The organism is Curvibacter sp. APW13 (genome assembly GCF_032337135.1).
Lineage (GTDB): Bacteria > Pseudomonadota > Gammaproteobacteria > Burkholderiales > Burkholderiaceae_C > Allorhodoferax.
This window is the reverse complement of sequence record NZ_JAVXZZ010000001.1, coordinates 1438018-1457858: the sequence shown is the minus strand read 5'-3', so window position 1 is coordinate 1457858 and position 19841 is coordinate 1438018. Positions and strand designations below refer to the sequence as shown.

Sequence of the window (19841 nt, the reverse complement as noted above, 5' to 3'; positions counted from 1 at the left end):
CTGTGCTTGAACTGAACAATGTTGAAGTCCTCTACAGTGACGTCATTCTCGCTGTCAAAGGCATTACCGCCAAAGTGCCGACGGGACAGTGCGTAACCCTGCTGGGCGCCAATGGTGCCGGCAAAAGCACCACGCTCAAGGCCATCTCTAACCTAGTGAGGACCGAAGATGGTCGTGTCACTGCGGGAAGTATTGCGTTTGACGGCGCGGACATCACCGGCGCCAACCCTGTCGATGTCGTTCGCCAAGGACTGGTGCACGTCATGGAAGGACGTAAGGTGCTGCGCCACATGACGGTAGAGCAAAACCTGGTCGTTGGGGGCCACATGGGTAACGCCAGCGCCGGCAAGGAAAGGCTGGATGAGGTGTATGGCCGCATCCAGCGTCTGGCGGCTTTGCGCCATCGCACTGCAGGCTACCTGTCGGGCGGCGAGCAGCAATTGCTGGTGATCGGCCGGGCCCTGATGGCCAGGCCTAGGTTGATGATGATCGATGAGCCATCACTCGGCCTGGCACCGCTGATGGTCGATGAGGTCTATGGCTTGTTGAGTGACCTCAAGGCCAGCGGATTGACCTTGCTGATTGTGGAGCAAAACACCCGCGTCGCGCTTGATTTGGCCGACTATGGGTATGTGATGGAGAGCGGAAGAATCGTGCTGGAGGGGCCCTCCAGCAGTCTCAAGACAAATGAGGATGTGCGTGAGTTCTACCTCGGCCTGACAGTCGATGGGGCTCGGAAGAGCTTTCGCGACATGAAACATTACCGCCGCCGCAAGCGCTGGTTGGGCTGAGCGCATTCAGTCACTCGTTATCCCAATTTTTAAGGAAGTATTTATGAGCATCGTTTCTAACGCTTTGCTGAGCGAACAAGAGGTCATTATTCGGGAATCTGCCCGGCGCGTTGCAACGGAGGTGGTGGCTAGCACAGCTGCTGAGCGTGATCGTTCGGGTGCCTGGCCGCACGACGAAATCAAGGCGGTGGCCGAGGTCGGTTTTATGGGCATGCTCGCGCCAGAGGCTCATGGCGGCTCGGGGCTTTCGTTCGTGGAGTATTGCCTGGCGATTGAAGAATTCGCGGCGGCCGACGGTGGTTTTGCCACCATGATGCATGTCCACAATTCAGCGGCGCACGTGCTGCGCACCTTCGGAAGCGAAGCGCAGATGGCGCGCTACCTACCCGGTCTGGCCAGTGGCGAAAGCATTGCTGCCTTCTTGTTGTCCGAGCCGCACGCAGGTTCGGATACCGCAGCACTGCGGACCACTGCCAAGCGGGATGGGGACTTCTATGTGGTCAATGGCAGCAAGCAGTGGATATCCAATGGCAGCGAGGCGGGCTTTGCGCTCTTGGTGGCCGCTACTGGTGAGCCCGGTACGCGCAATCGCTTCAGCCTGATGATTGTCGATCCAAAGGACCCGGGTTACCAGTGCTTGCGTATTGAGCGAAAGCTGGGCCAGCACACCGCCCATACAGCCCAGATCCAGCTGGACAACATGCGCGTGCCTGTCGCGAACTTGGTCGGCGAAGAGGGACGTGGTTACGGCAAGGCGCTGTCGCTGCTGTCCGATGGCCGCATTGCCATTGCGGCTTTGGCGATCGGCATCGCCCGCGCGGCCCTAGAAGCTGCCATTCGGTACGCCAAGGACCGAGAGGCGTATGGCAAGCCCCTGACCGAGTTGCAGGCTGTCAGTTTCGATTTGGCGGAGATGACGATGCAAGTTGAGGTGGCGCACCAATACATGCTGTATGCCGCGCGCCTGACGGACGCGGGTCTGCCAACCGGCAAGGAGGCTGCCGTGGCCAAACTCTATGCCAGCGAAATGGCCGAGAAGGTGTGCTCTGCAGCACTGCAGGTGCATGGCGGGTATGGGTATGTCAACGACTTCCCTGTCGAGCGCTACTACCGGGACGTGCGCGTGACCAAGATCTACGAAGGCACGAGCCACATCCAGAAGTTGATCATCGCTCGCAATATTCTGGCGGGTTGATGGACCGGGGCAGGGGTAGACACCCTGTCAGCGCTCCCTCAGTCATATATCATTATGACCCTGATGGGGATGCGGATACCCGCAAGGAATAGAATATTAATGAGCACGCAAATTGATGCAAAACCCAAGTCACGGCCACGCGTGCTTGCCAAGCGCGCGAACAAGGCCGCGAAATGGAACAATGCCGTGGGCGGAGCGGATGAGCAGTACCAGCTCAAGAAGCAAGCCGTCATTGCAGAAGCTTCGCGCGCGTTTGGCCGCCATGGTTACAAAAATGTGTCGCTCGACGAAATCGCCAAAACGCTCAATGTCACCAAGCCCGCCCTGTACTACTATTTCAAGAACAAGCAAGAGCTGGTCTACGAATGCCACGAGTTGGCCATGCAATTGGGGGATCGCGTTTTGCATGACGCGATCGCTTCCGAAAGCACGGGGTATGGGCGCATCAGTGCCTTTATGAAGAATTACATTTCATTGTTAACAAATGAAATGGGGGCCCCGGCGATTCTTCATGATGTCTCGATGATGTCTGCCGCGGACCAAAAGAAAATCACGCTGCGCCGACGCAAGTTCGATCTGGAGTTGCGGAAAGTGCTTGAGGGCGGTGTTCAGGACGGATCGATTGCACCGTGCAACGTGAAGTTGGCGGTTTTCTGGTTTATGGGTGCCATCAATTCCCTGTCCCAATGGTTGCATATCGATGGCGATCTTCGAGGTGATGAAGTGGCCGACATATTCATCGGATTTCTTGCGCATGGTATTCGTTCCAACCAAGCATGAATCTGCATATTTGTCGCATTCGAGGGGACAATATGGTCGCCTCTGGAGTAAGTGCGGATAACGCTCGAACCACTTCTCTATAGCCTGCATAGGCTGTTGCCGCCCACCGGAAAATGACGTTGTCGAGATTCAATCGGCGCCAACACACACGCTTCGTGTGATGAAAGTGCTTCCTGCAAATTGGTTGGCCTTCCGGGACGAGTCATGATGCGCTAATTAGCATGTGCTGTAGAGGGCGCACGGCATGGTGGGTATGCAGATGACTCTATTTACGAATGTGGGTATCAAGTTCCTTTCCTGTGCCGCCATGGTTAACCTCCAGGTTTGGGATTTCCATGAGGGGCAAGTCGACAAAATTGGACAGTGACCGTGCTGATCGAGCGCCGTTTGAAGCACGAGCTTTACGTAATCGAGAACATGCTCAAAGAAGGGCGACTGGTTTCGGTCAAGAACGGTGGTGTCGCGCCGCAAGTACCGATGGCTCAGCCTATAACTGAAATTTTCATGAGCCAGGCAGTAACTTTGATGGAGTGATATTCGCAGCTCGAAAGCAGTCACATGTGAGCGTCAACACTTGGCCCGCAACAGTCGACCCAAAGCTGATATCCGGACAACCAGACTCAGCGCCTGAGAGCAGTCATTGGTGCCCCCCTGCGTGTATGGTTGGCAAGTCAAACAGGCGCTAGAACTCGCAGCTTCCTATTTCAGCTTTCGCGGTATTTCCGACGTCATGCGATGCGCGTCATAGCGATCCAGCAAGCAATCTGACAAATGCAAGGCCACGCCAACAATGAACCTTGCTTCGGATCTTGTTGGAACAGGTGCGACGGGAGACTTCCCGTGTGAGTCCCCCAGGACATTGCGTGCTTCGGCAATCTCGGTACACAGACTGGCAACGGATCTACCGATCTTGTGGGATGGGTCGGAGCCCAATCCGCACACCGGTCTACAAAGCGTCAAGAGTTGTGGCAACGTGATGGCGCCGGACATAGGTAAGCCTTCCGCGTGCGCAATAAATTTGAGAGTGGCCTCCAACGCTGATTTGGCCGAAGAGATAGCAGTGTCGGGAGCTCTATTCCACTGTGACAGCGCCCGGTCTGCCTTTTCGTGAGCGTCCGCAACAAGCTGCAGTTTGTCGATTGAAAAGGTATTGAGCTCACGTCCCGTCGGCTGCGACGAAGTGCGCTCGCCGTTGGCGGACAGGGTGATCATGCTCAGGTAGCCGCTGATGTAGTCAAGAAGCTTCTTTCCTTTCAGCGTCTCTTCGGAAAACTGAATCAAACTCACACCGTTGTCAGAGCTCAGATAAATTCCAAGCGATGCGGTTCCTAGCAGCTTCACTGCGGGAAAGGTTAGTGGGGAAAGTGGATATTGAGCCGTGAATTCGTCTAAACGTACCTGAGTGCGCAATGGTTCTTTGTGCAGCAATTCGAGAGCTCTTTTGATAACTAGCTTCATTTCCCCGAACAAAGACACAGCGATGCGTTTCCTAGCAACCAAAGTTGCACAGAAGGCGCTGAACTCCGGCACATACGGTAACGCCCCGTTGCCGGCAATAAACCGCCGTTCTTCCAGCGACCTTAGAACGACGGCATCTCGACGATGATCGCGACGGAACTCGGCGGCCGCGACTCCCACTCCCTGAACCCAGTCAGTTGAGATGATTGCTAGCAGCTCAATGGCTCGCTCTGTAACGCCGGATTTATGCAGTGCATCAAGATGCTGTGCATTTAATGCTGAGAGCGTAGTGATTCCAGATTGAGGAGGTTTTGGCATTTGGGACTTGTGCTTTCGGTAAGGCGTCGCTATTGCTCCGTTTTTGGGGGCAACACGTTGAAGCAATCGGCAAACTCCACATGCATACGATGGACAGGCTCCATATTGCGCGGGTCTCCGGTAAGAATGGACAGCAATTGCAAGGTGAGTGCCAGCACTGCGTTTGCGTTGCGCACAGCAGCGTAGGTCAGTTGAGGTGGGTAGCCAGTCCAATTTCGAGTCAACGGATGAATTCCACCATGCGTATAGCTGTTTAGTGGCTTCCATGTCGCTTCTTTGTACTCGTGCAGTTGCTCGACGATATTTGAGGGTGATGACGGACTTGCTTTGAGCTCTTTGAGCATTTCTGCGAAACCCGGCCCTTCGTTGGCCCGTTTGGCACTGTCGGTTGTCAAGGGCTGGCCGAACTTTTGAATCCAGTTGTCGCTTGCTGCGTGTAGCAGCCAGATACCTCGAACAAGGCTTTCAAATTGAGGGCGAAACAACGCAAAGGCGGAAGGGAGGCGCCCATCCGCAATAAGAATCTGCACAGAACGAGAATGCTCTAGTGCCAGGCAGCCAGCTTGAAACGCGACCATAGTACGCAAATCGCCAAGCGGCCGTAGAACTTTAGCGTGTCCTATAGCAGCTTTGTGAAGAGCTTCAGTTTGAACCAATAGTTGATCGAGTGCGGCATCCATGAAGACCATCATAGGGGCGCCGAGGTACAGTCGACTTGGGCCTTGTTAGCCACTGGTGCACAGCGATTTTGGAGGATATTCGGGAGAGATGAGAGCTTCGATACGACCGTAGTGCCGAACTGAGCGACCTGTTTAGTGACGTAATTTGCCATGAACCCATCTGCTCTAAACACATCCACATATGGAGCATAGGCCGTATGCAGGGCATCTACAAAATCGCTCTCTTTCGGCTTGCGTTGCTTCTCAAAAGTTATCGAGTACCAGGCAGAGTGCAATGAGCGGATTGCCGCCGAAAGTCCCGGACAGGAATTATCAATCGAATCAATGTCTAGCCTAGTGTTTGCTTTTATCCCCTCGCCAAACTTATTGGCGATGTTGACAAGCATTTTTTCCTGCAGCTCCGCCCATGCTGCAGGTCCGTATATGGAGTTGAGAAGCTCCTCACTGAGATATGGATTTTCACGCGCATTTTCGATGAGTTGCGCCATCTCAATCACTTTGCTCGTTACCTGTGCAGCTGGGCCACGAGCCCATGCAACGAAGGGTGTCAGTTTGCCATGATGCTTTTCAAACCACTGCATCATCCATCTAGGATCCCGAAGACAAGATTCAAACGCTGCAGTTGCATGCTCAGCGCTGGCGTCTCCGGCAACGTATCGCGCCAACACGCGCGCTGCATCCTGAGTCATTGGATAAAGCGCAAGGATTTCGTTAAGGTCGACCTCTTTGGCATCGCGAACAATGGAGTTGTGGATTGCAGGACGCAGCTTCCCACCTTTCGAAAGCTTCCGCTGAACTTGCCTTCTCTGTGCTCGTGAGGCTTCAGGGAGTAGTTCCGCGATGGAGTCTTGAAGAGATCGAAGATGGCTTACTGCAGTGACAGGAGACATTTCCGCAATATTGTCTTGAAACCATCTGCCGTTGCGATCTGTCGGGTTTGACACTGAGGCAGTAAGACCAAGCGCGGTGCTTACCTCTGCGCGAAAAAGTGTTTCCTGATGAACCATGCAGTTGCCTCCGCACAGTTCCACCAATACATTGCCGCGTCTAATTGCTGCGTCTGCATAGCTCGGTTGTAGTGGAGCCATTTCCGTCAGGTGTGCTGCAGAGAAGAAGAACTCCACCAGTCCGTCATCCCTAAGGCGTTGAAGCTTCTCAAGAACACCAGGTGCTTCTCGACTTGCTCTGCCAGGATCAGAGAGTACAGAATAGTCGCTGCTATCGAGGTAAACGCTTAAGGTCATAGGGAACCGCTCCAAAGATGGCATTCTCCGATGACTGCTACTGGCTCCCACCAGAAGTCGATCTGAACAGCCAGCTTCCTGGGTTTACGCTCCCTTGAATCGAACCTGATCGGCCAAACCGTTTTCTCTTGCCCAGGCTTGGACGACACCACCTAGCCACGCCAGATAGTCGCCTTCGGCAAGGGCGCCGTCAGGAAATGGCTCGTACTGGGCCGAATCCAACAGTGCGGTCATCAGCATCTGCACCTGCGTGGCCAAGGCATCGACCTTCGCTACTACGAGATATGTATTTAGCGGTTTGTCCGTAGACTCTTCCTCGCCACCCAAAAAACGCTCAAAGTCTGGAATGCTGATCCTGTGCCGAGCAGTCAATCCGGCCGCCCGCGCCTTGAGCACGGCCTCGCGAATCCTCCCGTTCACTGTCCACATACCGTTCTTGTCACCCTTTTTGTTGAAAGGTGAGTCTGCGTCGTGGACGATTCCGAAGTCGATCTTGAAGTGGGTCATGACATTGACCAGTGGCACCAGGATCGCCTTACCGCGCGCTCGGATTACGGTGACGCGATCCATTAATCCGTGTTGCCGCTCGATGATTGACGACATGAACGCGGCATGTTCCGTATCTCCTTCGACGAGGATCGGGTAGGAGCCGAAGAACACTTCGGAAAAGCTTGGGTCTATATGTTGCAACGCTTGGAGCCGCTGTTTGTCCTCGCCTTCGAATTCGATTCGATCTGAGCGGTAGGTCTTTGGTGCCATTGGCGCAGATGCATCCTCGCCCGAGCGTTCAAGTCGAACGATCGTGGTGTGATCCTCGAACGGGTTTACGAAGTGGGGAGAGTGCGTAGTCATGATGACCTGCCAGTCGGGGCTCGCCGCCAGCTTGTAAAGATGACGCTGAGCCGCGCGCGCCGCCATGGGATGCAGTGCGTTCTCCGGTTCGTCGATGAGTAGCAGGTACCCCGGGAAGGCTGGATCGTCGGGACTGTCTGGGATAGGTGCTCCTTCGTCATGCGCCTGGAGCAGTGCCTTCAGGGTCCCAATAGATATATCGAGTGCCTGGATTTCCTCAAAATTAGGCTTTGCCTTGACTGCCTCCTTCGTCCTTTTCTTCTCGGTGTCGGTCAGGTCCTTGTCGAGCCGTTTGCGGAACTCCTGTCTGATCTCGGTATCTCGTGATAGTTCATTATGGACTTGCAGCATCGACCAGAAGAGCGCGCGTCGGGCACCGGTGCCTTGTTGGCCCAGCGCCGTTTCCGTGGCACCGTCCTGTACCTTGAGGCTCGACCCGGATTTGATCAGATCGCCGAGTTTCGGGACCAGCGGACCAGATCCAACAGTCAACTTGACGTCGAGACTCGGAAACACGCCTTTGAATCCAGCTCCCACGCGACTAGAGATGGCATTGAAATGCGCCTGATGCGCGCCACTCAGTGCATTCAGCCGTTGGGTTACGCCGTCGATCGCTTGGGAAAGCTCGGAGGCTGGATTGATTCGCTCTTTTTCAAGGCCCGCGATCAACGGGCCAAGCGCGAGCATAAGCAGCATCTCCTCAGTCTTCGCCGCATCATCCAACGAGCCGATGCGAAGAGGACGGGGTAGCCTGGAGCTGAACACTGGGTCCGCCCCGCCGGCTTTACCATCCTCCGCCCAATCTCCCTGACCATCGGGACCACCAGTAGGATCCCAAGTCGTGCGTACCTTTTCGAAATTCGGCGCCACCCACTGCCATCGGCTTTTAACGATCAGCAGGCCATCCTTCTCGGTCTTCCACTTTGCGTCAACGTTCCCGATGTCCTCTGGAATATGCACCTCGAGCTGCACTTCGCTGGGGTGGTCTACGGATGCATATAGGCAGCGGTCTTTCGATTCGCTGAACTGGGCCGAACCCTTCGCAAGCTCGTAGGCTCGCAGAATAGTGGACTTTCCGGCATTGTTCTTGCCGACCAAGCAGACCACGTTGTCGAGTTCGATCTCAACACCATCGTTGCCGATGCATCCGATATTGCGCACGGTGATGCGTACAAGTTTTGAACGGTTTGCTCCTGCCATTTTTCCTCCGCTGTTGGCCTATTAGGCTCATTGTTTTCTCAGCGTAGCAGAAAGTTGAAGTGTTCTTGAGTACGCTGGGGCTCCGGGAGACCCTACAGCACTCTCTGGTAAATCCTGCACCTGCTCGGCAGTCCAGACTCGCAGAACTCAATTGCGACTACACGCATCCGCCCCTTCCCTCTGCCAGTCAGGTCGCATTTCTACTAGCTAGGGCTGGAGAGCGTTGATAGCCCATACTGGAGAAATCGCTTCGCTTAACTGCCGCACCCAAGTAGGTCCATCGCTTGGACCATCCTGGAGAAGGTCAAAGCTGGTGTTGGAGTGAGTCTCTCTAACCAACAACCCGCTTTGACAGAGTCCAAGTTGGAACTGGGGGACGGGCACGGCCGCCAAAACTGGGTGTTTGCGGACTTGCCCTGCAGGGTCGTCGACGATTCTGGCCAGTGTCCTGACCCCTTCCGTGATGTGGTCGCATGCAACGGTCAGGCGCACCGGCGTGCAAGCAGATGTCACGCCTCCGCCGGGCCCTATGTACGCGGCCCCCTGATAGTTATAGATGGCCCCCACGCCCCCTTCCCTGAGCGTACTCACTTCCTTGGTGGTGAGGACCCGACGTCCGGGCAGGATGCCCCTGAGCCGGTATTGCTCGATGTATTCCGGCCAGTTCCTAGCCATGGTCTCGAACAAATCCATGTTGGCAAAGCCCTCCCTGCTAGGGTGCCTAAGGACGTCGATAAAGGCCACCGCGTCGCTGCCGACAAGGCAAAACGCCAGATAGTCAGCAGGCGCGGAGAAATATTGGCCAGCGGGGATAAGCTTGGTCGTGAGGTGAAAGTGCAGGATGCCCCAGTCCGCGAACAGCAAGTCGGTGCGCTTGTGGCCGGCCAGCGCACTGGTATCGTTGTTGATGATTAGGCCCCGCCCCTGGTAGGGATTGACGTTGGCGCCGGCTTCAAACATGCCCACCAGCTGATGCAGCGCGCGCGCGGCGTCGGGCGGCAGCTGGATCCTGCGGAACTTGTCGGAGAAAACCGTTGGGCGGGGGATGGGCTCGACATACCGATGGCGAAAGTCCATCCAGCGCATCAGGGGACAGCTCAGGTTTACCTGTTCTTGTTTGTACCGCAACCCAAACGCCTTGATGAGATCCAGGGCGATGTTTTCCAGGTCAGCAAGAAAGCTGGTTTCAAGGGGACCGGCAACTACATTGCGCATGGCACCATGGTAGGAGATTGCCAGCTCTATTGGCGATCCCCGGCATACTTTGTGGGAAGGTTTCTTGTACGGTCTATGCGCTACAGCGCCTTAGAGCGCGATCAACAAACTGCCGTCCCATTGCTTTTACTGGCGGATTCAACCGTCCGATAGCAGACACTCGCAAGCGACTGCAACTGGCCCCTTGTTGACGTTCCACGCCTGTGCAGCAACAAACTCTGGTCAACACAAGAAAACCTGCTGTTGGTGGTCAGCAATTCCCGGAACAGATGGTCAGGTCAACCGGAATACGCACCTGCTGTGCGGTCACTTAGTCATTTTGAAGAGTCGCGGCGACAGCCGATCCATGCTGTTTATTCCGGCTGACTTGACCGTCTTCTCAGGCGTAGTACTTGAAGTTGTGCTTCCACTTGTCCGACGGCAAGCCGGGATTAGCAAGCAGAATTTCTCCCACGCGGTCCGAATATTTGACTGTAATGGGTTGCCCCTCACCCAACTGGCACGAGTTGTAGTTCAGCTTGGTAAGACCTAAGATGTCTTTGGCGACTTGCACTAAGTCACCGTCGCCGTGCTGAACCGTAATTGCAAGGGGGACGGGAACCTCGAATCCGTCATATGTTGCAATTCTGGGCTTGAATCCGTTGGTAAACAAAAGTCCGTGGCGTGCCGAGCGTTGCCAGAAGACGCCTCGTTGTACAGGGTGCTGGCCGCGTTTAGCCACGTTGGGATGCTCATCGTATCTGTAGAGGCGCAGGCCACCGCGATCCTGGCGGACACGAATGGCAACCAAATTGACGTCCGGTGGGCAAGCGCGTTTGAAACCCTCATACTCATCCGCATCTATCCCCGAGCGAGCATGTAAGAATATTTCTTTCAACGGCCGTCCATCTTCCTGTTGGTAAGTCGCGATAGTTCCTCGCAACAGGGCCTCAGCCTTGTCGGGTGGTAGGTGAAATTCCCCTCGCTCCGTGGAGTACCACGGACCGAACTCACCGACGAAAACCACGCCATCACCGCTATCAAGAAACATCTGTGCAGCGCAGCATGCATTACGACCATCTTCAGTAAGCTTGTAGGCGAGTCCGACATAGCAGACTCCCTCCCGAGCCCACGGAGTCTTCCAGGGCTTAGCGCCACATTTGTAAAAAACAGCTGTGCCGAAGTTCCAGAGTCGGTCAGATAGAGGATTCGTACCGGGCTCTCCATTCCGTACCTGTGCCGGAATGCGCAGGGTGGATTCTTTAATGATCTGAACTGGCAATTCAAAGGCCATCATTCGAGCCTTCAGCTGTCGGCGGAAATCGGGTGACAAGCCTCTGGCCTCCTCAAACTCATCCAACTCCTCAAGTTTTGCCGTGATGGTCGGATCCTCGTCATCGAACATCCGCCATTGCCCGCTATTTCGATCATCAATAGCCTGCTTGATGAACTTCACTTCATCTTTGGTCCGAGTGGCATCGCTTCGCTGGGAGAAAACCACCGATGATTTAGGCCGGCAATTCTCGTAGACCTCATCAGGAACGACCACTATGGCCAACGCTGGCCGAGCGTCCATTTTTGCCACACGATCAAGCGCTCCCATGTAGAGGTTTGCAACGGCAAAGGCGCGCTCAAAGCGATCAGCCTTTCGCGATGCATCCGACAGCGGAGCTGCTTCTACGGGGTAGCTCCGTGTTGGACTGGGCCACTTTGCTCCGAAAGCGACGTCATAGCCAGGAAACGGTGGCCAAGCTCGATGGCGCGTCGGATCAACACATGCAGCCGGTGCATTCAGGGCGGCGCACCAATCTTTCCAAAGCTCAATGCCTTGTGCTGTGCCGATAACAATGTTGTCCGGCATTTGTGTGCGCGGCTCAGCGGGGCCAAAAAGTGCCAAACCATCATGTGGATCTTCGGCCGTTTGACCAAGCCCAAACTGAAGCAGAGGTTCACCGAGAAAGTGGAATGTGTCGGTCATGCGCCTAAAGCTCCTTTTAAGGCCGGGGAAGCTTCGTCGCTCTCGTCATCGTCCTCATCGCGGACGCGGTATTGCGCAATCTCTTCTCCGATGTCGGACATGCCGGAAAGTACAGAGACATCCAGGCCCACCGGGCAATCCCAACTTAGCGGTTTGCTCAGCATCGATACGGCGCGGGCACCTTCCCCAATCTCGATACGGCCGTCACTGGTCTGAAGGGCTTGTACTACCCCCAGTAAACGCGCTAGCCATTCCTTGTTCCACCAACTCTTGCTAACAATCTTTCTACGCCGGCCAATCTCCTTGCCCTCAAACATCGCACCTTCAAGGGTCGTAACGCGTATGTAGACGTTGACCAACATGCTCCAAGAACCATCAGCGTCACGTTGAGGTCGGAATTTGGGTGCAAGTTGGTAAAGGAATAGAGAAGCACGATCCCCCCATCCCTTTGTGCGCTCACCGTTGAGCCGCACAGTAGTTGAGCGACCGTCAACGTGTTGAATCGACTGATTCCAGTCGCCCGTTTCGCGCTCAGGGAAATACAAAACCCGTCTGTCACTGCAGAACTTCAATCCCTTTTGCGCGCATACGACCTCAAGGCTGCGCCAGGCAAGCTCTTTGGCAATGTCCATGGTCTTTTTGCCATCTTTATGCGGAATGTCTTCCCAAAGAAATTCAGGGGTGCGCTCGACAGTCACCGAGGAAATGGTCTGCCGTGGCGGTGGCATGAAAGCGATGAGACGATATGCGCCTAACTCAACAAATGCCCAATGCTTACGAAGTTCAAGTGTTTCAACGTCCGTCAACGACTTTCGCAGGTCGAAGACGAGCATGGTCTTGGGTAATTGAATCGGGAAAACATTAGCAAAAACAGGTTCGGGCTTTGCAACCGTAACTCGTGTAGGAAGGTAGTCTCTGAGAGCAATTTGTCGCCCTCGGTCAGGCTCAAGCGATGGCTTGATGCCCAATGCGCTCAACCGTTCTAGTACCTGGTTCAAACCGGTGTTCCATGAGCTGTCGAAGTCTGCTGGTGCTAACTTGGCGAGTCTCGATGGCATGCGTGGATCTGGTGTTGTGGTCAATTTGCAGGGAAGCACAAAAACCTCCCTGGTTGCGGCGATCGTGCAACGTTCCAGAAACACCCCATCAGCGAGGCTGGCAGAGGAGCAGACGGGTAAATAGTGGTTTGCGCGCGTGTCGAGCAGCGTGCGCACAGTTTCGTCTGCGTTCTCCCCTGCAAGAGGGGCGGTTCCCTGACACCAAGTTTGAAATCCCGCTAGCGATAGACGACGGGCTAGCCAAGTGGCTAATGCATGGTCGGCTGCAACATGATCTATCAGTAAGGTATCCCGACTTTCAGCGATTGACTGACCACCACGTTGTGGGAAGAACGGCGGCGTGAAGATACTGGAGTGCTGTGCAATCAGGTGCCGCTGGGGTCCGACGAGTTGTGCCCTCAATCTCTCAATATCGAACAGGTCGAGTGTCCACTGATATTTGTCGGTGACGAACTTGTACGCGAAGTCCTTCTCCGATGCTGTCAGTGCCTCCGTGCAAACAAAGACGAAGATATCCGGGGAGTGGCCCTTTTCGTGGATTCGCTTGCAGTCGCTCGCGAGCTTGACGCGCCAATCTGATCGAACCGTATATGCGAAGCCAATCTTTCGCCCCGATCCGTCATTTCTAATAATGGCGTCCCGACCCTCGTCACCTGTTCCACCCAGTGGGTCGATGTCGGGATAACCGGCGCCAGCCAGAAAAGCTGAACAGAGTCGCTCGAAGTCCCGATAGTCGGAAACTCGCTCTAGGCAGTAAGTAATGGGGTCAGCAGACATAGTTAAGTAACGAGGCCAATCGATATCAATGGCCGAAGGTTTCAACAATAGAGTGCTGACTCACTTGAGTAGTGCCCCAAGTACTGAGCCGACTAAGCCACCGACAGCGCCAGCAAGTGCGGCCCACCAACGCTTATCTTTTTGATGCTCCAAAGCACGTGAATGAAGATTCACTGCCGTATCTATAAGAGCCTTAATGTCAGCTGACGCTAAGGGGACCCGGGAAATGCGAAACTTCATTTCTGGAGATAGCTGTTCGTACTCGTCGTTCGTCAGCACTTTGACAGTGTCAACGTCGTACCTCTTCGGAAATTGCCGCCGCCAAACCAATGATGCTTTTTCCTTTGCCGAGTCCAACCTAAAAAACTCTGGGTGCTCAATAAATACTGTTCGCCATTTGTCCGCCTGTGACTCGTCGGCTGACATTCGGTCTGCCCAGCTAGCGAAAGAAAGTTTGTAGAACTTGTATGTCGCCATGGCTTGAATTGCCGCAATGACGTCGCCGAGGCGATTTGGATCGCGAAGGTATGGAGACAACGCGTATTTGTCTTTCGTCCATGGAAAGCGCATAAAAGTCAGTCCTCGAACTTTTTACCTAGGTCACTGAAAACCAGGGCCAAGTCGTTCCGATCAAGGGGCCATATGTCTTTGACTTGAGCAGGTTTGGCGTATGCGAGGTAGTAGGCTAAAAGCACGATAGGTTGGGTGAAAAAGTGACTGGTAGCGATGCGCTCTTTGATCCTGTCAAATACAAAGCCCTTGGCCTGCAAGAAGTCGTTGATCTCCTTATAGGGAGTTGCCGGCGCCAGATCAAAGCATGTGTCGATCAGAATCTGATTGGACAGTTCACTGCCTGCAGAGGCTTTGACGCCCTCTTCGTAGATGCTAGTCAAAAATGCCATGAGCTCACGGCCAGGACGGGCCGCTTCATCAAGGTCCTTAATGGCTTTCTCAAAGAACTCATCGGTCGCCTCAATGAGTGCCATGCTCTTGGCAACTGTCCTCTTGACCTCGGGTTTTGCCGTTGTCTTGGGCTTATAGATCGTGTCGTGCGTTAGCTCGCTATGAGCATGCTGCAATAGGGTTCGGATCTGGACTTCACAGGAAGCACCTACAGGAATCTTGTGTCCTTGATGTTCGGCACCTTCCCTGGCACGTAGTATGTAGTGGACCGATTGGTACGAGAACTCCAAGGGCTTATCAAGTCGCTCCTGTTCATAGTCTCGATCCTTTGAGGCATCCCAAAGGCCTTTCCCCACCCCCGCCTCGATGACAGCGCAAACTTTTCTGATGTCGGTTGTCAGCAGGACGACGAATCGCATGCCAACTTTGTCGGTCAAATCTTCATAGGGATTCGCATACTTCTTGCGATGCAGGGCCTTGTCGACTAGTGTGCTGTCAGCTTTGAGCCTGGGCTTTACGGGTACCTTGATGAAGTAGTCGAGTGACACAGGGGCAATACTGGTGTGAAGTGCCTCGTGTACTTTCTGGCTAATGAAGTCCGCCCAAGCCTCGTAGAGAGGCCGTTCAGCCCTCCATTTGGCAAGAAGCTCGGCTTCTTTCATTCCTGTTCCCGAATGTGGTCTCTGATGGTGATTTGGGTCCACTTGGGCACTTGTCCATGCTCATCCGCGTCGCCATCAATGGATTGGATGCGTACCAAACCCTCGAACTCCTCTGGAGGGGCGGTCAGGCTGATGTTGTGCCCAAAAGAGATTTTGCGCTTTTTAAGGGCGGGAGCCACTTCACTAAGGTCTTTATGGATCGCCTGTACAGGAAACTCGTTTTGCTCCATGTAGTGGGTGTAGGCGTCCTTGAGTTCCGCCGTCCCCAGGTAGGTATCTGAAAAAATTCCCACTTGAATAGTGGCGATTTGGTCAGCTTTCAGGTAGGCGGTCAGGGCATTCAAAAGATCGCTACGGCTTTCTTCACTGATGTCCGCTGATCTGATAAATTTCTTGGTGAGCGTGTGGAATTCCTTGGTCTGGAATGCACTGTTGGACGGAAATTTCAACCCCAGAAAAGTTGAATAGAAATAGTGAGCCGCTCCCAACTTGTTTCCCTTGGTGATCAGATCATCAAAGAGAAATGCCCGCCAGCCAGCAGTAGGCTGCTGAGCATTGGCTTGGGCTGCATCGGACCGGACAAACGCTCCGATTTTGTACAGCTTGGCCTCAGGAGTAAGGATGAGGTCTCGGAGATATTCCAGTAATAGGTGACCGTTTTCTTCTCGCTTGATAAACCCTGGGTGTGGTTCCGCTTTGATGACGCAAACGAAAGGACGAGCAGGGTGGCCTGCAGTGCCATCTATGATCACCACAATGCCCCCAGGTACCACCTTGGTGGTCTGCGAGGCTGCAAGTTTTGCCGTTATTGCTTGCGATAGCTGGATGAATTGGGCGTCGCTGCCTGCCGCTTCAATGATGGTCTTTGTAGAAGACCAAACACTATGAGCGCCTGCGTCGTTGATGCTCATTTCGACGCCGTGCGACGAACTACCGAGGGCTTCGGTGATTCGCTTTTGCAAGGCGTCTTTGGCTTCAGCATCAAGCTGAATCAAGCCATTTCCATAGCGTGGTTCCACCATGTTTCGATCTTCGTTGATGCGGAAGATCTCATGAATGATGATGCGGCCAATCGTGAGGTTTTCGAATGCCATATGTTATTTTTCCTCTGCTCCCCGGTGCAAGAATATTGCACTGTCTTACACATCTTACAGGCGTCAGGTGTGCCAACCGGAGAGTCCTTGTGGGATGTACTTCGCCGAATCTTGCTTGACCGTACCAAGTAGCTTCCCCCACCTGTGCAAGAAGGGACGAAAAAATGGCGCCTCGCTGACGCGTCACCTGCTGCCTATGGAGCTCAATATTGCGGTGGATGTGGCTTCTGCAGGTTGTTAAACCCCCAAGGCGTTGAGAATGGACTTGGCGAAACGCTTGATCCCATGCTTTTGGCTATGCCTTATGCGATTTACGTTCCTTGCCTTCTCCATTTTCAGATCTGAGGCGAAATGGATATATGTCTGGCTTTTCAGGGCCGCCTCAGCTTGAGGCATTTTAAAGTCAAATTATCAGATAACGGTACAATTATCAGTTAAAAGAAATATTATCAAATAATAATACAGTCATCAGCCGCCACCCACCAGGGCCACGGCGCTGGCCGAATGGTGCGGGCTGCCGGTGGGGCGCTGCCCCCATTGCGCCAGATCGAAGCGACCCGCCAGTGAACGCACCGCCGCGCTCTGCAAGGCCTGCTCGTCGTCGAGCGGCGGCAGCAGGGCGGCAAAGCGGTGGGCCAGCATCGACTTGCCGGAACCGGGCGGCCCGCTCAACAGTACCGAATGGCCGCCGGCCGCTGCGATTTCGAGGGCCCGCTTCGGGCCAGCCTGGCCCTTGACGTCGGCCAAATCCAAAGCGGGTGCCGTGGAGCGCCGCGGCGTGGGCTGCAGCCGCACCCAGCCGCCATCGTCGGCCTCGCCGGTCAGATCGTCGTTGGGCAAGGGCGTGGGGACAAAGCGGCGCACCACGTCCAGCAGGTGGCGGGCGCGAATGACCGAAACGTCGGGCACCAGGGCGGCTTCCTCGGCACTGCCCGGTGGCAGCACCAGCACCCGCGTGCTGCCGCCTTGGCGCAATGCCAGGGCCATGGCCAGCGCGCCGCGCACCGGGCGCAACTCGCCGGACAAGGACAGCTCCCCGGCAAATTCATAGTTGGCGAGCTTGGCGGCGTCAATCTGCCCGCTGGCCGCCAGCAGACCCAACGCGATAGGCAGGTCCAGCCGGCCGGAGTCCTTGGGCAGATCGGCCGGCGCCAGGTTGGCCGTGATGCGCTTGTTGTTGGGGAACTCCAGGCGGGCGTTCTGGATCGCGCAGCGCACCCGCTCACGCGCTTCCTTGACCTCGACATCGGCCAAGCCCACAAGCGTGAAGCTTGGCAACCCGTTGGCCAAGTGCACCTCCACCAGCACCTCCACGGCCTGCAGCCCTTGCAGCGATCGACTGCGCACCAAAGACAAGCCCATGCGAATTTCTCCCTAAAGCAGTGCAATACGGCTGCACCCGCAGCGCAAGCAGCCCCAAAACAGTGCAGACTGTTTATTTATACAGTGATATTAGCGGATGCAACGGGTTTTACCAAGCCCTGGGTCGCGTGGAGGCGCTGATTTCGGGTTGGCACGGCTTGTGCTTTTAGCCCTGCGTCCCCTGGGGCCACCGCCTGCTGATGGCAGGTGCAACCCCCGACAGCCTTCTATATGACCCCGTGGGCCGCAGCCGCCAGCCGCTCCCACCTAACCAGGAGAAACCATGAAACTAGTAACGGCCATCATCAAACCGTTCAAGCTGGACGAGGTGCGTGAAGCCCTCTCCGGTATTGGCGTACAGGGTATTACCGTCACCGAAGTCAAGGGCTTCGGCCGCCAGAAGGGCCACACCGAGCTGTACCGCGGCGCCGAGTACGTGGTCGACTTCCTGCCCAAGGTCAAGCTCGAGGCTGCCGTCGACGACGCCCTCGTCGAACAGGTCATCGAAGCCATCGAAGGTGCTGCCCGCACCGGGAAGATCGGCGACGGCAAGATCTTTGTCTACGACGTCGAACAAGTCATCCGCATCCGCACCGGCGAGACCGGCAAGGAAGCCCTGTAATTCCAATTCTCAGGATCACCACCATGAAAAAACTGATTGCTTCCATGGTCTTGGGCTGGAGCCTGCTCGGTGCAGGCTCTGTGGCCCTGGCCCAGTCCGCCGCGCCCGCGGCCGACGCCCCTGCGGCCACCGCCTCGGCGCCTGCCGCGGCTGAAGCCCCCGCACCCGCTGCTGCCGCAGCTCCGGCCGCTGCTGCTGCCGCGCCCGCGGCTGACGCTGCCGCCGCACCAGCGCCCGTACCCAACAAGGGCGACACCGCCTGGATGATGGTCTCCACCCTGCTGGTCATCCTGATGACCGTGCCGGGTCTGGCCCTGTTCTACGGTGGCCTGGTGCGCTCCAAGAACATGCTGTCGGTGCTGATGCAGGTCATGGTCACCTTCTCGCTGATCGTGGTGCTGTGGTTCCTGTACGGCTACAGCCTGGCGTTCACAGAAGGCAACGCCTACATCGGTGGCTTCGACCGCGTGCTCATGAAGGGCATTTGGGACAACGCTGCAGGCACCTTCGCCAACGCTGCCACCTTCAGCAAGGGCGTGTACATCCCCGAAATCGTGTTCGCTGCCTTCCAGGCCACGTTTGCCGGCATCACCGGTGCACTGATTGTGGGCGCGTTCGCCGAGCGCATGAAGTTTTCCGCCGTGCTGGCCTTCATGGTCCTGTGGTTCACCTTCTCCTACGCTCCCATCGCCCACATGGTGTGGTTCTGGATGGGTCCTGACGCCTACACCGCCGCTGGTGTGGTCGATGAGATGAACAGCAAGGCCGGTCTGCTGTGGCAGTGGGGCGCGCTGGACTTCGCCGGCGGTACCGTGGTGCACATCAACGCCGCTGTCGCCGGTCTGGTCGGTGCCTTCATGGTCGGCAAGCGTATCGGTTACGGCAAGGAAGCCATGGCGCCTCACAGCCTGACACTGACCATGGTCGGTGCTTCCCTGCTGTGGGTGGGTTGGTTCGGTTTCAACGCCGGCTCCGCCCTGGAAGCCAACGGTTTCGCTGCCCTGGCCTTCATCAACACCTTCGGTGCCACCGCCGCCGCTGTGCTGGCCTGGTGCCTGGGTGAAGCCATGCTGCGTGGCAAGGCTTCCATGCTGGGTGCTGCTTCCGGTGCCGTCGCTGGCCTGGTGGCCATCACCCCCGCTGCCGGCAACGTCGGTATCGGTGGTGCCCTGATCATCGGCTTCCTCTCCGGTTTTGCCGGTCTGTGGGGTGTGAATGGTCTGAAGAAGCTGCTCGGTGCGGACGACTCGCTGGACGTGTTCGGCGTGCACGGTGTCTGCGGCATCCTGGGTGCCTTGCTGACCGGCGTGTTCAACAGCCCCAACCTGGGTGGCCCCAGCCTCGTGGCTGACTGGACCACCGTGGCCATGGTCACCGCCGACGCCTACACCATGGGCGCCCAGGTACTGACCCAAGCCAAGGCTGTGGGTGTGACCGTGCTGTGGTCCGGTATCGTGTCCTTCGTGGCCTTCAAGCTCGTGGACCTGACCATCGGCCTGCGTGTCAGCGAAGAAGACGAACGCGAAGGTCTGGACATCACCAGCCACGGCGAAACCGCCTACAACCGCTAAACCCTCTGACGGGTTTGCATTCGAGCGTAGAACAAGGCGCGCAGTCGAAGACAGTGCGAATCGCACGGCGAGACGAAGCAACGCAGTTATACGTTTGAAGGC

General features: G+C 55.9%; 16 protein-coding genes and 1 pseudogene. 6 read left to right on the top strand and 11 right to left on the bottom strand.

Features of this window, described 5'->3' with window-relative positions:
- Positions 1 to 2 precede the first annotated feature (2 nt).
- From RQP54_RS06715 to RQP54_RS06700, 4 genes are all read left to right on the top strand, one after another.
- The gene (locus RQP54_RS06715; protein ID WP_315677399.1) at positions 3 to 791 is read left to right on the top strand and encodes an ABC transporter ATP-binding protein; all 789 of its coding nucleotides are present in this window, start codon (positions 3 to 5) and stop codon (positions 789 to 791) included.
- A gap of 43 nt (positions 792 to 834) precedes the next feature.
- Positions 835 to 1986: an acyl-CoA dehydrogenase family protein gene (locus RQP54_RS06710; RefSeq protein WP_315677398.1), complete on the top strand. Its 1152-nt coding sequence runs from the start codon at positions 835 to 837 to the stop codon at positions 1984 to 1986.
- A 99-nt stretch (positions 1987 to 2085) separates the two neighbouring features.
- Positions 2086 to 2766: a TetR/AcrR family transcriptional regulator gene (locus RQP54_RS06705; protein ID WP_315677397.1), complete on the top strand. Its 681-nt coding sequence runs from the start codon at positions 2086 to 2088 to the stop codon at positions 2764 to 2766.
- Positions 2767 to 3129: 363 nt separating this feature from the next.
- Positions 3130 to 3300 carry a hypothetical protein gene (locus RQP54_RS06700; RefSeq protein ID WP_315677396.1) on the top strand — a complete coding sequence of 57 codons (171 nt, stop codon included), beginning with the start codon at positions 3130 to 3132 and terminating at the stop codon, positions 3298 to 3300.
- Between the two features lie 165 nt (positions 3301 to 3465).
- Here the strand turns inward: RQP54_RS06700 and RQP54_RS06695 are convergent, their stop codons facing one another.
- The 11 genes and pseudogenes from RQP54_RS06695 to RQP54_RS06645 all read right to left on the bottom strand — a co-directional run.
- Positions 3466 to 4542 carry an abortive infection family protein gene (locus RQP54_RS06695; RefSeq protein ID WP_315677395.1) on the bottom strand — a complete coding sequence of 359 codons (1077 nt, stop codon included), beginning with the start codon at positions 4540 to 4542 and terminating at the stop codon, positions 3466 to 3468.
- A gap of 29 nt (positions 4543 to 4571) precedes the next feature.
- Positions 4572 to 5222 (bottom strand): DUF6988 family protein, encoded by a 651-nt coding sequence (locus RQP54_RS06690; RefSeq protein ID WP_315677394.1) that lies wholly within the window; start codon positions 5220 to 5222, stop codon positions 4572 to 4574.
- A gap of 8 nt (positions 5223 to 5230) precedes the next feature.
- Complete coding sequence (locus tag RQP54_RS06685; RefSeq protein WP_315677393.1) at positions 5231 to 6466, bottom strand: hypothetical protein; 1236 nt, start codon at positions 6464 to 6466, stop codon at positions 5231 to 5233.
- Between the two features lie 84 nt (positions 6467 to 6550).
- On the bottom strand, positions 6551 to 8518 hold the full coding sequence (locus RQP54_RS06680) for an ATP-dependent nuclease (protein WP_315677392.1): 1968 nt from the start codon (positions 8516 to 8518) through the stop codon (positions 6551 to 6553).
- Positions 8519 to 8725: 207 nt separating this feature from the next.
- Complete coding sequence (locus tag RQP54_RS06675) at positions 8726 to 9733, bottom strand: hypothetical protein (protein ID WP_315677391.1); 1008 nt, start codon at positions 9731 to 9733, stop codon at positions 8726 to 8728.
- Between the two features lie 379 nt (positions 9734 to 10112).
- On the bottom strand, positions 10113 to 11690 hold the full coding sequence (locus RQP54_RS06670) for a hypothetical protein (RefSeq protein WP_315677390.1): 1578 nt from the start codon (positions 11688 to 11690) through the stop codon (positions 10113 to 10115).
- Positions 11687 to 13525, bottom strand: coding sequence for a hypothetical protein (locus RQP54_RS06665; protein ID WP_315677389.1), 1839 nt, complete (start codon positions 13523 to 13525; stop codon positions 11687 to 11689). Before RQP54_RS06665 ends, RQP54_RS06670 begins: the two co-directional genes overlap by 4 nt.
- A 60-nt stretch (positions 13526 to 13585) precedes the next feature.
- A complete protein-coding gene (locus tag RQP54_RS06660; protein ID WP_315677388.1) occupies positions 13586 to 14095 on the bottom strand; it encodes a hypothetical protein in 510 nt (169 codons plus the stop codon).
- Between the two features lie 5 nt (positions 14096 to 14100).
- Positions 14101 to 15090 (bottom strand): RelA/SpoT domain-containing protein, encoded by a 990-nt coding sequence (locus RQP54_RS06655; protein ID WP_315677387.1) that lies wholly within the window; start codon positions 15088 to 15090, stop codon positions 14101 to 14103.
- On the bottom strand, positions 15087 to 16184 hold the full coding sequence (locus RQP54_RS06650; RefSeq protein ID WP_315677386.1) for a nucleoid-associated protein: 1098 nt from the start codon (positions 16182 to 16184) through the stop codon (positions 15087 to 15089). Before RQP54_RS06650 ends, RQP54_RS06655 begins: the two co-directional genes overlap by 4 nt.
- A 471-nt stretch (positions 16185 to 16655) precedes the next feature.
- A pseudogene (locus RQP54_RS06645) lies at positions 16656 to 17546 on the bottom strand (YifB family Mg chelatase-like AAA ATPase); the annotation flags it as partial.
- A gap of 283 nt (positions 17547 to 17829) precedes the next feature.
- Between RQP54_RS06645 and RQP54_RS06640 the strand changes: the two are divergent.
- Both RQP54_RS06640 and RQP54_RS06635 read left to right on the top strand, forming a co-directional pair.
- Positions 17830 to 18168, top strand: a complete 339-nt coding sequence (locus tag RQP54_RS06640) for a P-II family nitrogen regulator (RefSeq protein ID WP_315677385.1) — start codon at positions 17830 to 17832, stop codon at positions 18166 to 18168.
- A gap of 23 nt (positions 18169 to 18191) precedes the next feature.
- Complete coding sequence (locus RQP54_RS06635; protein WP_315677384.1) at positions 18192 to 19739, top strand: ammonium transporter; 1548 nt, start codon at positions 18192 to 18194, stop codon at positions 19737 to 19739.
- The last annotated feature ends 102 nt before the right edge of the window (positions 19740 to 19841 follow it).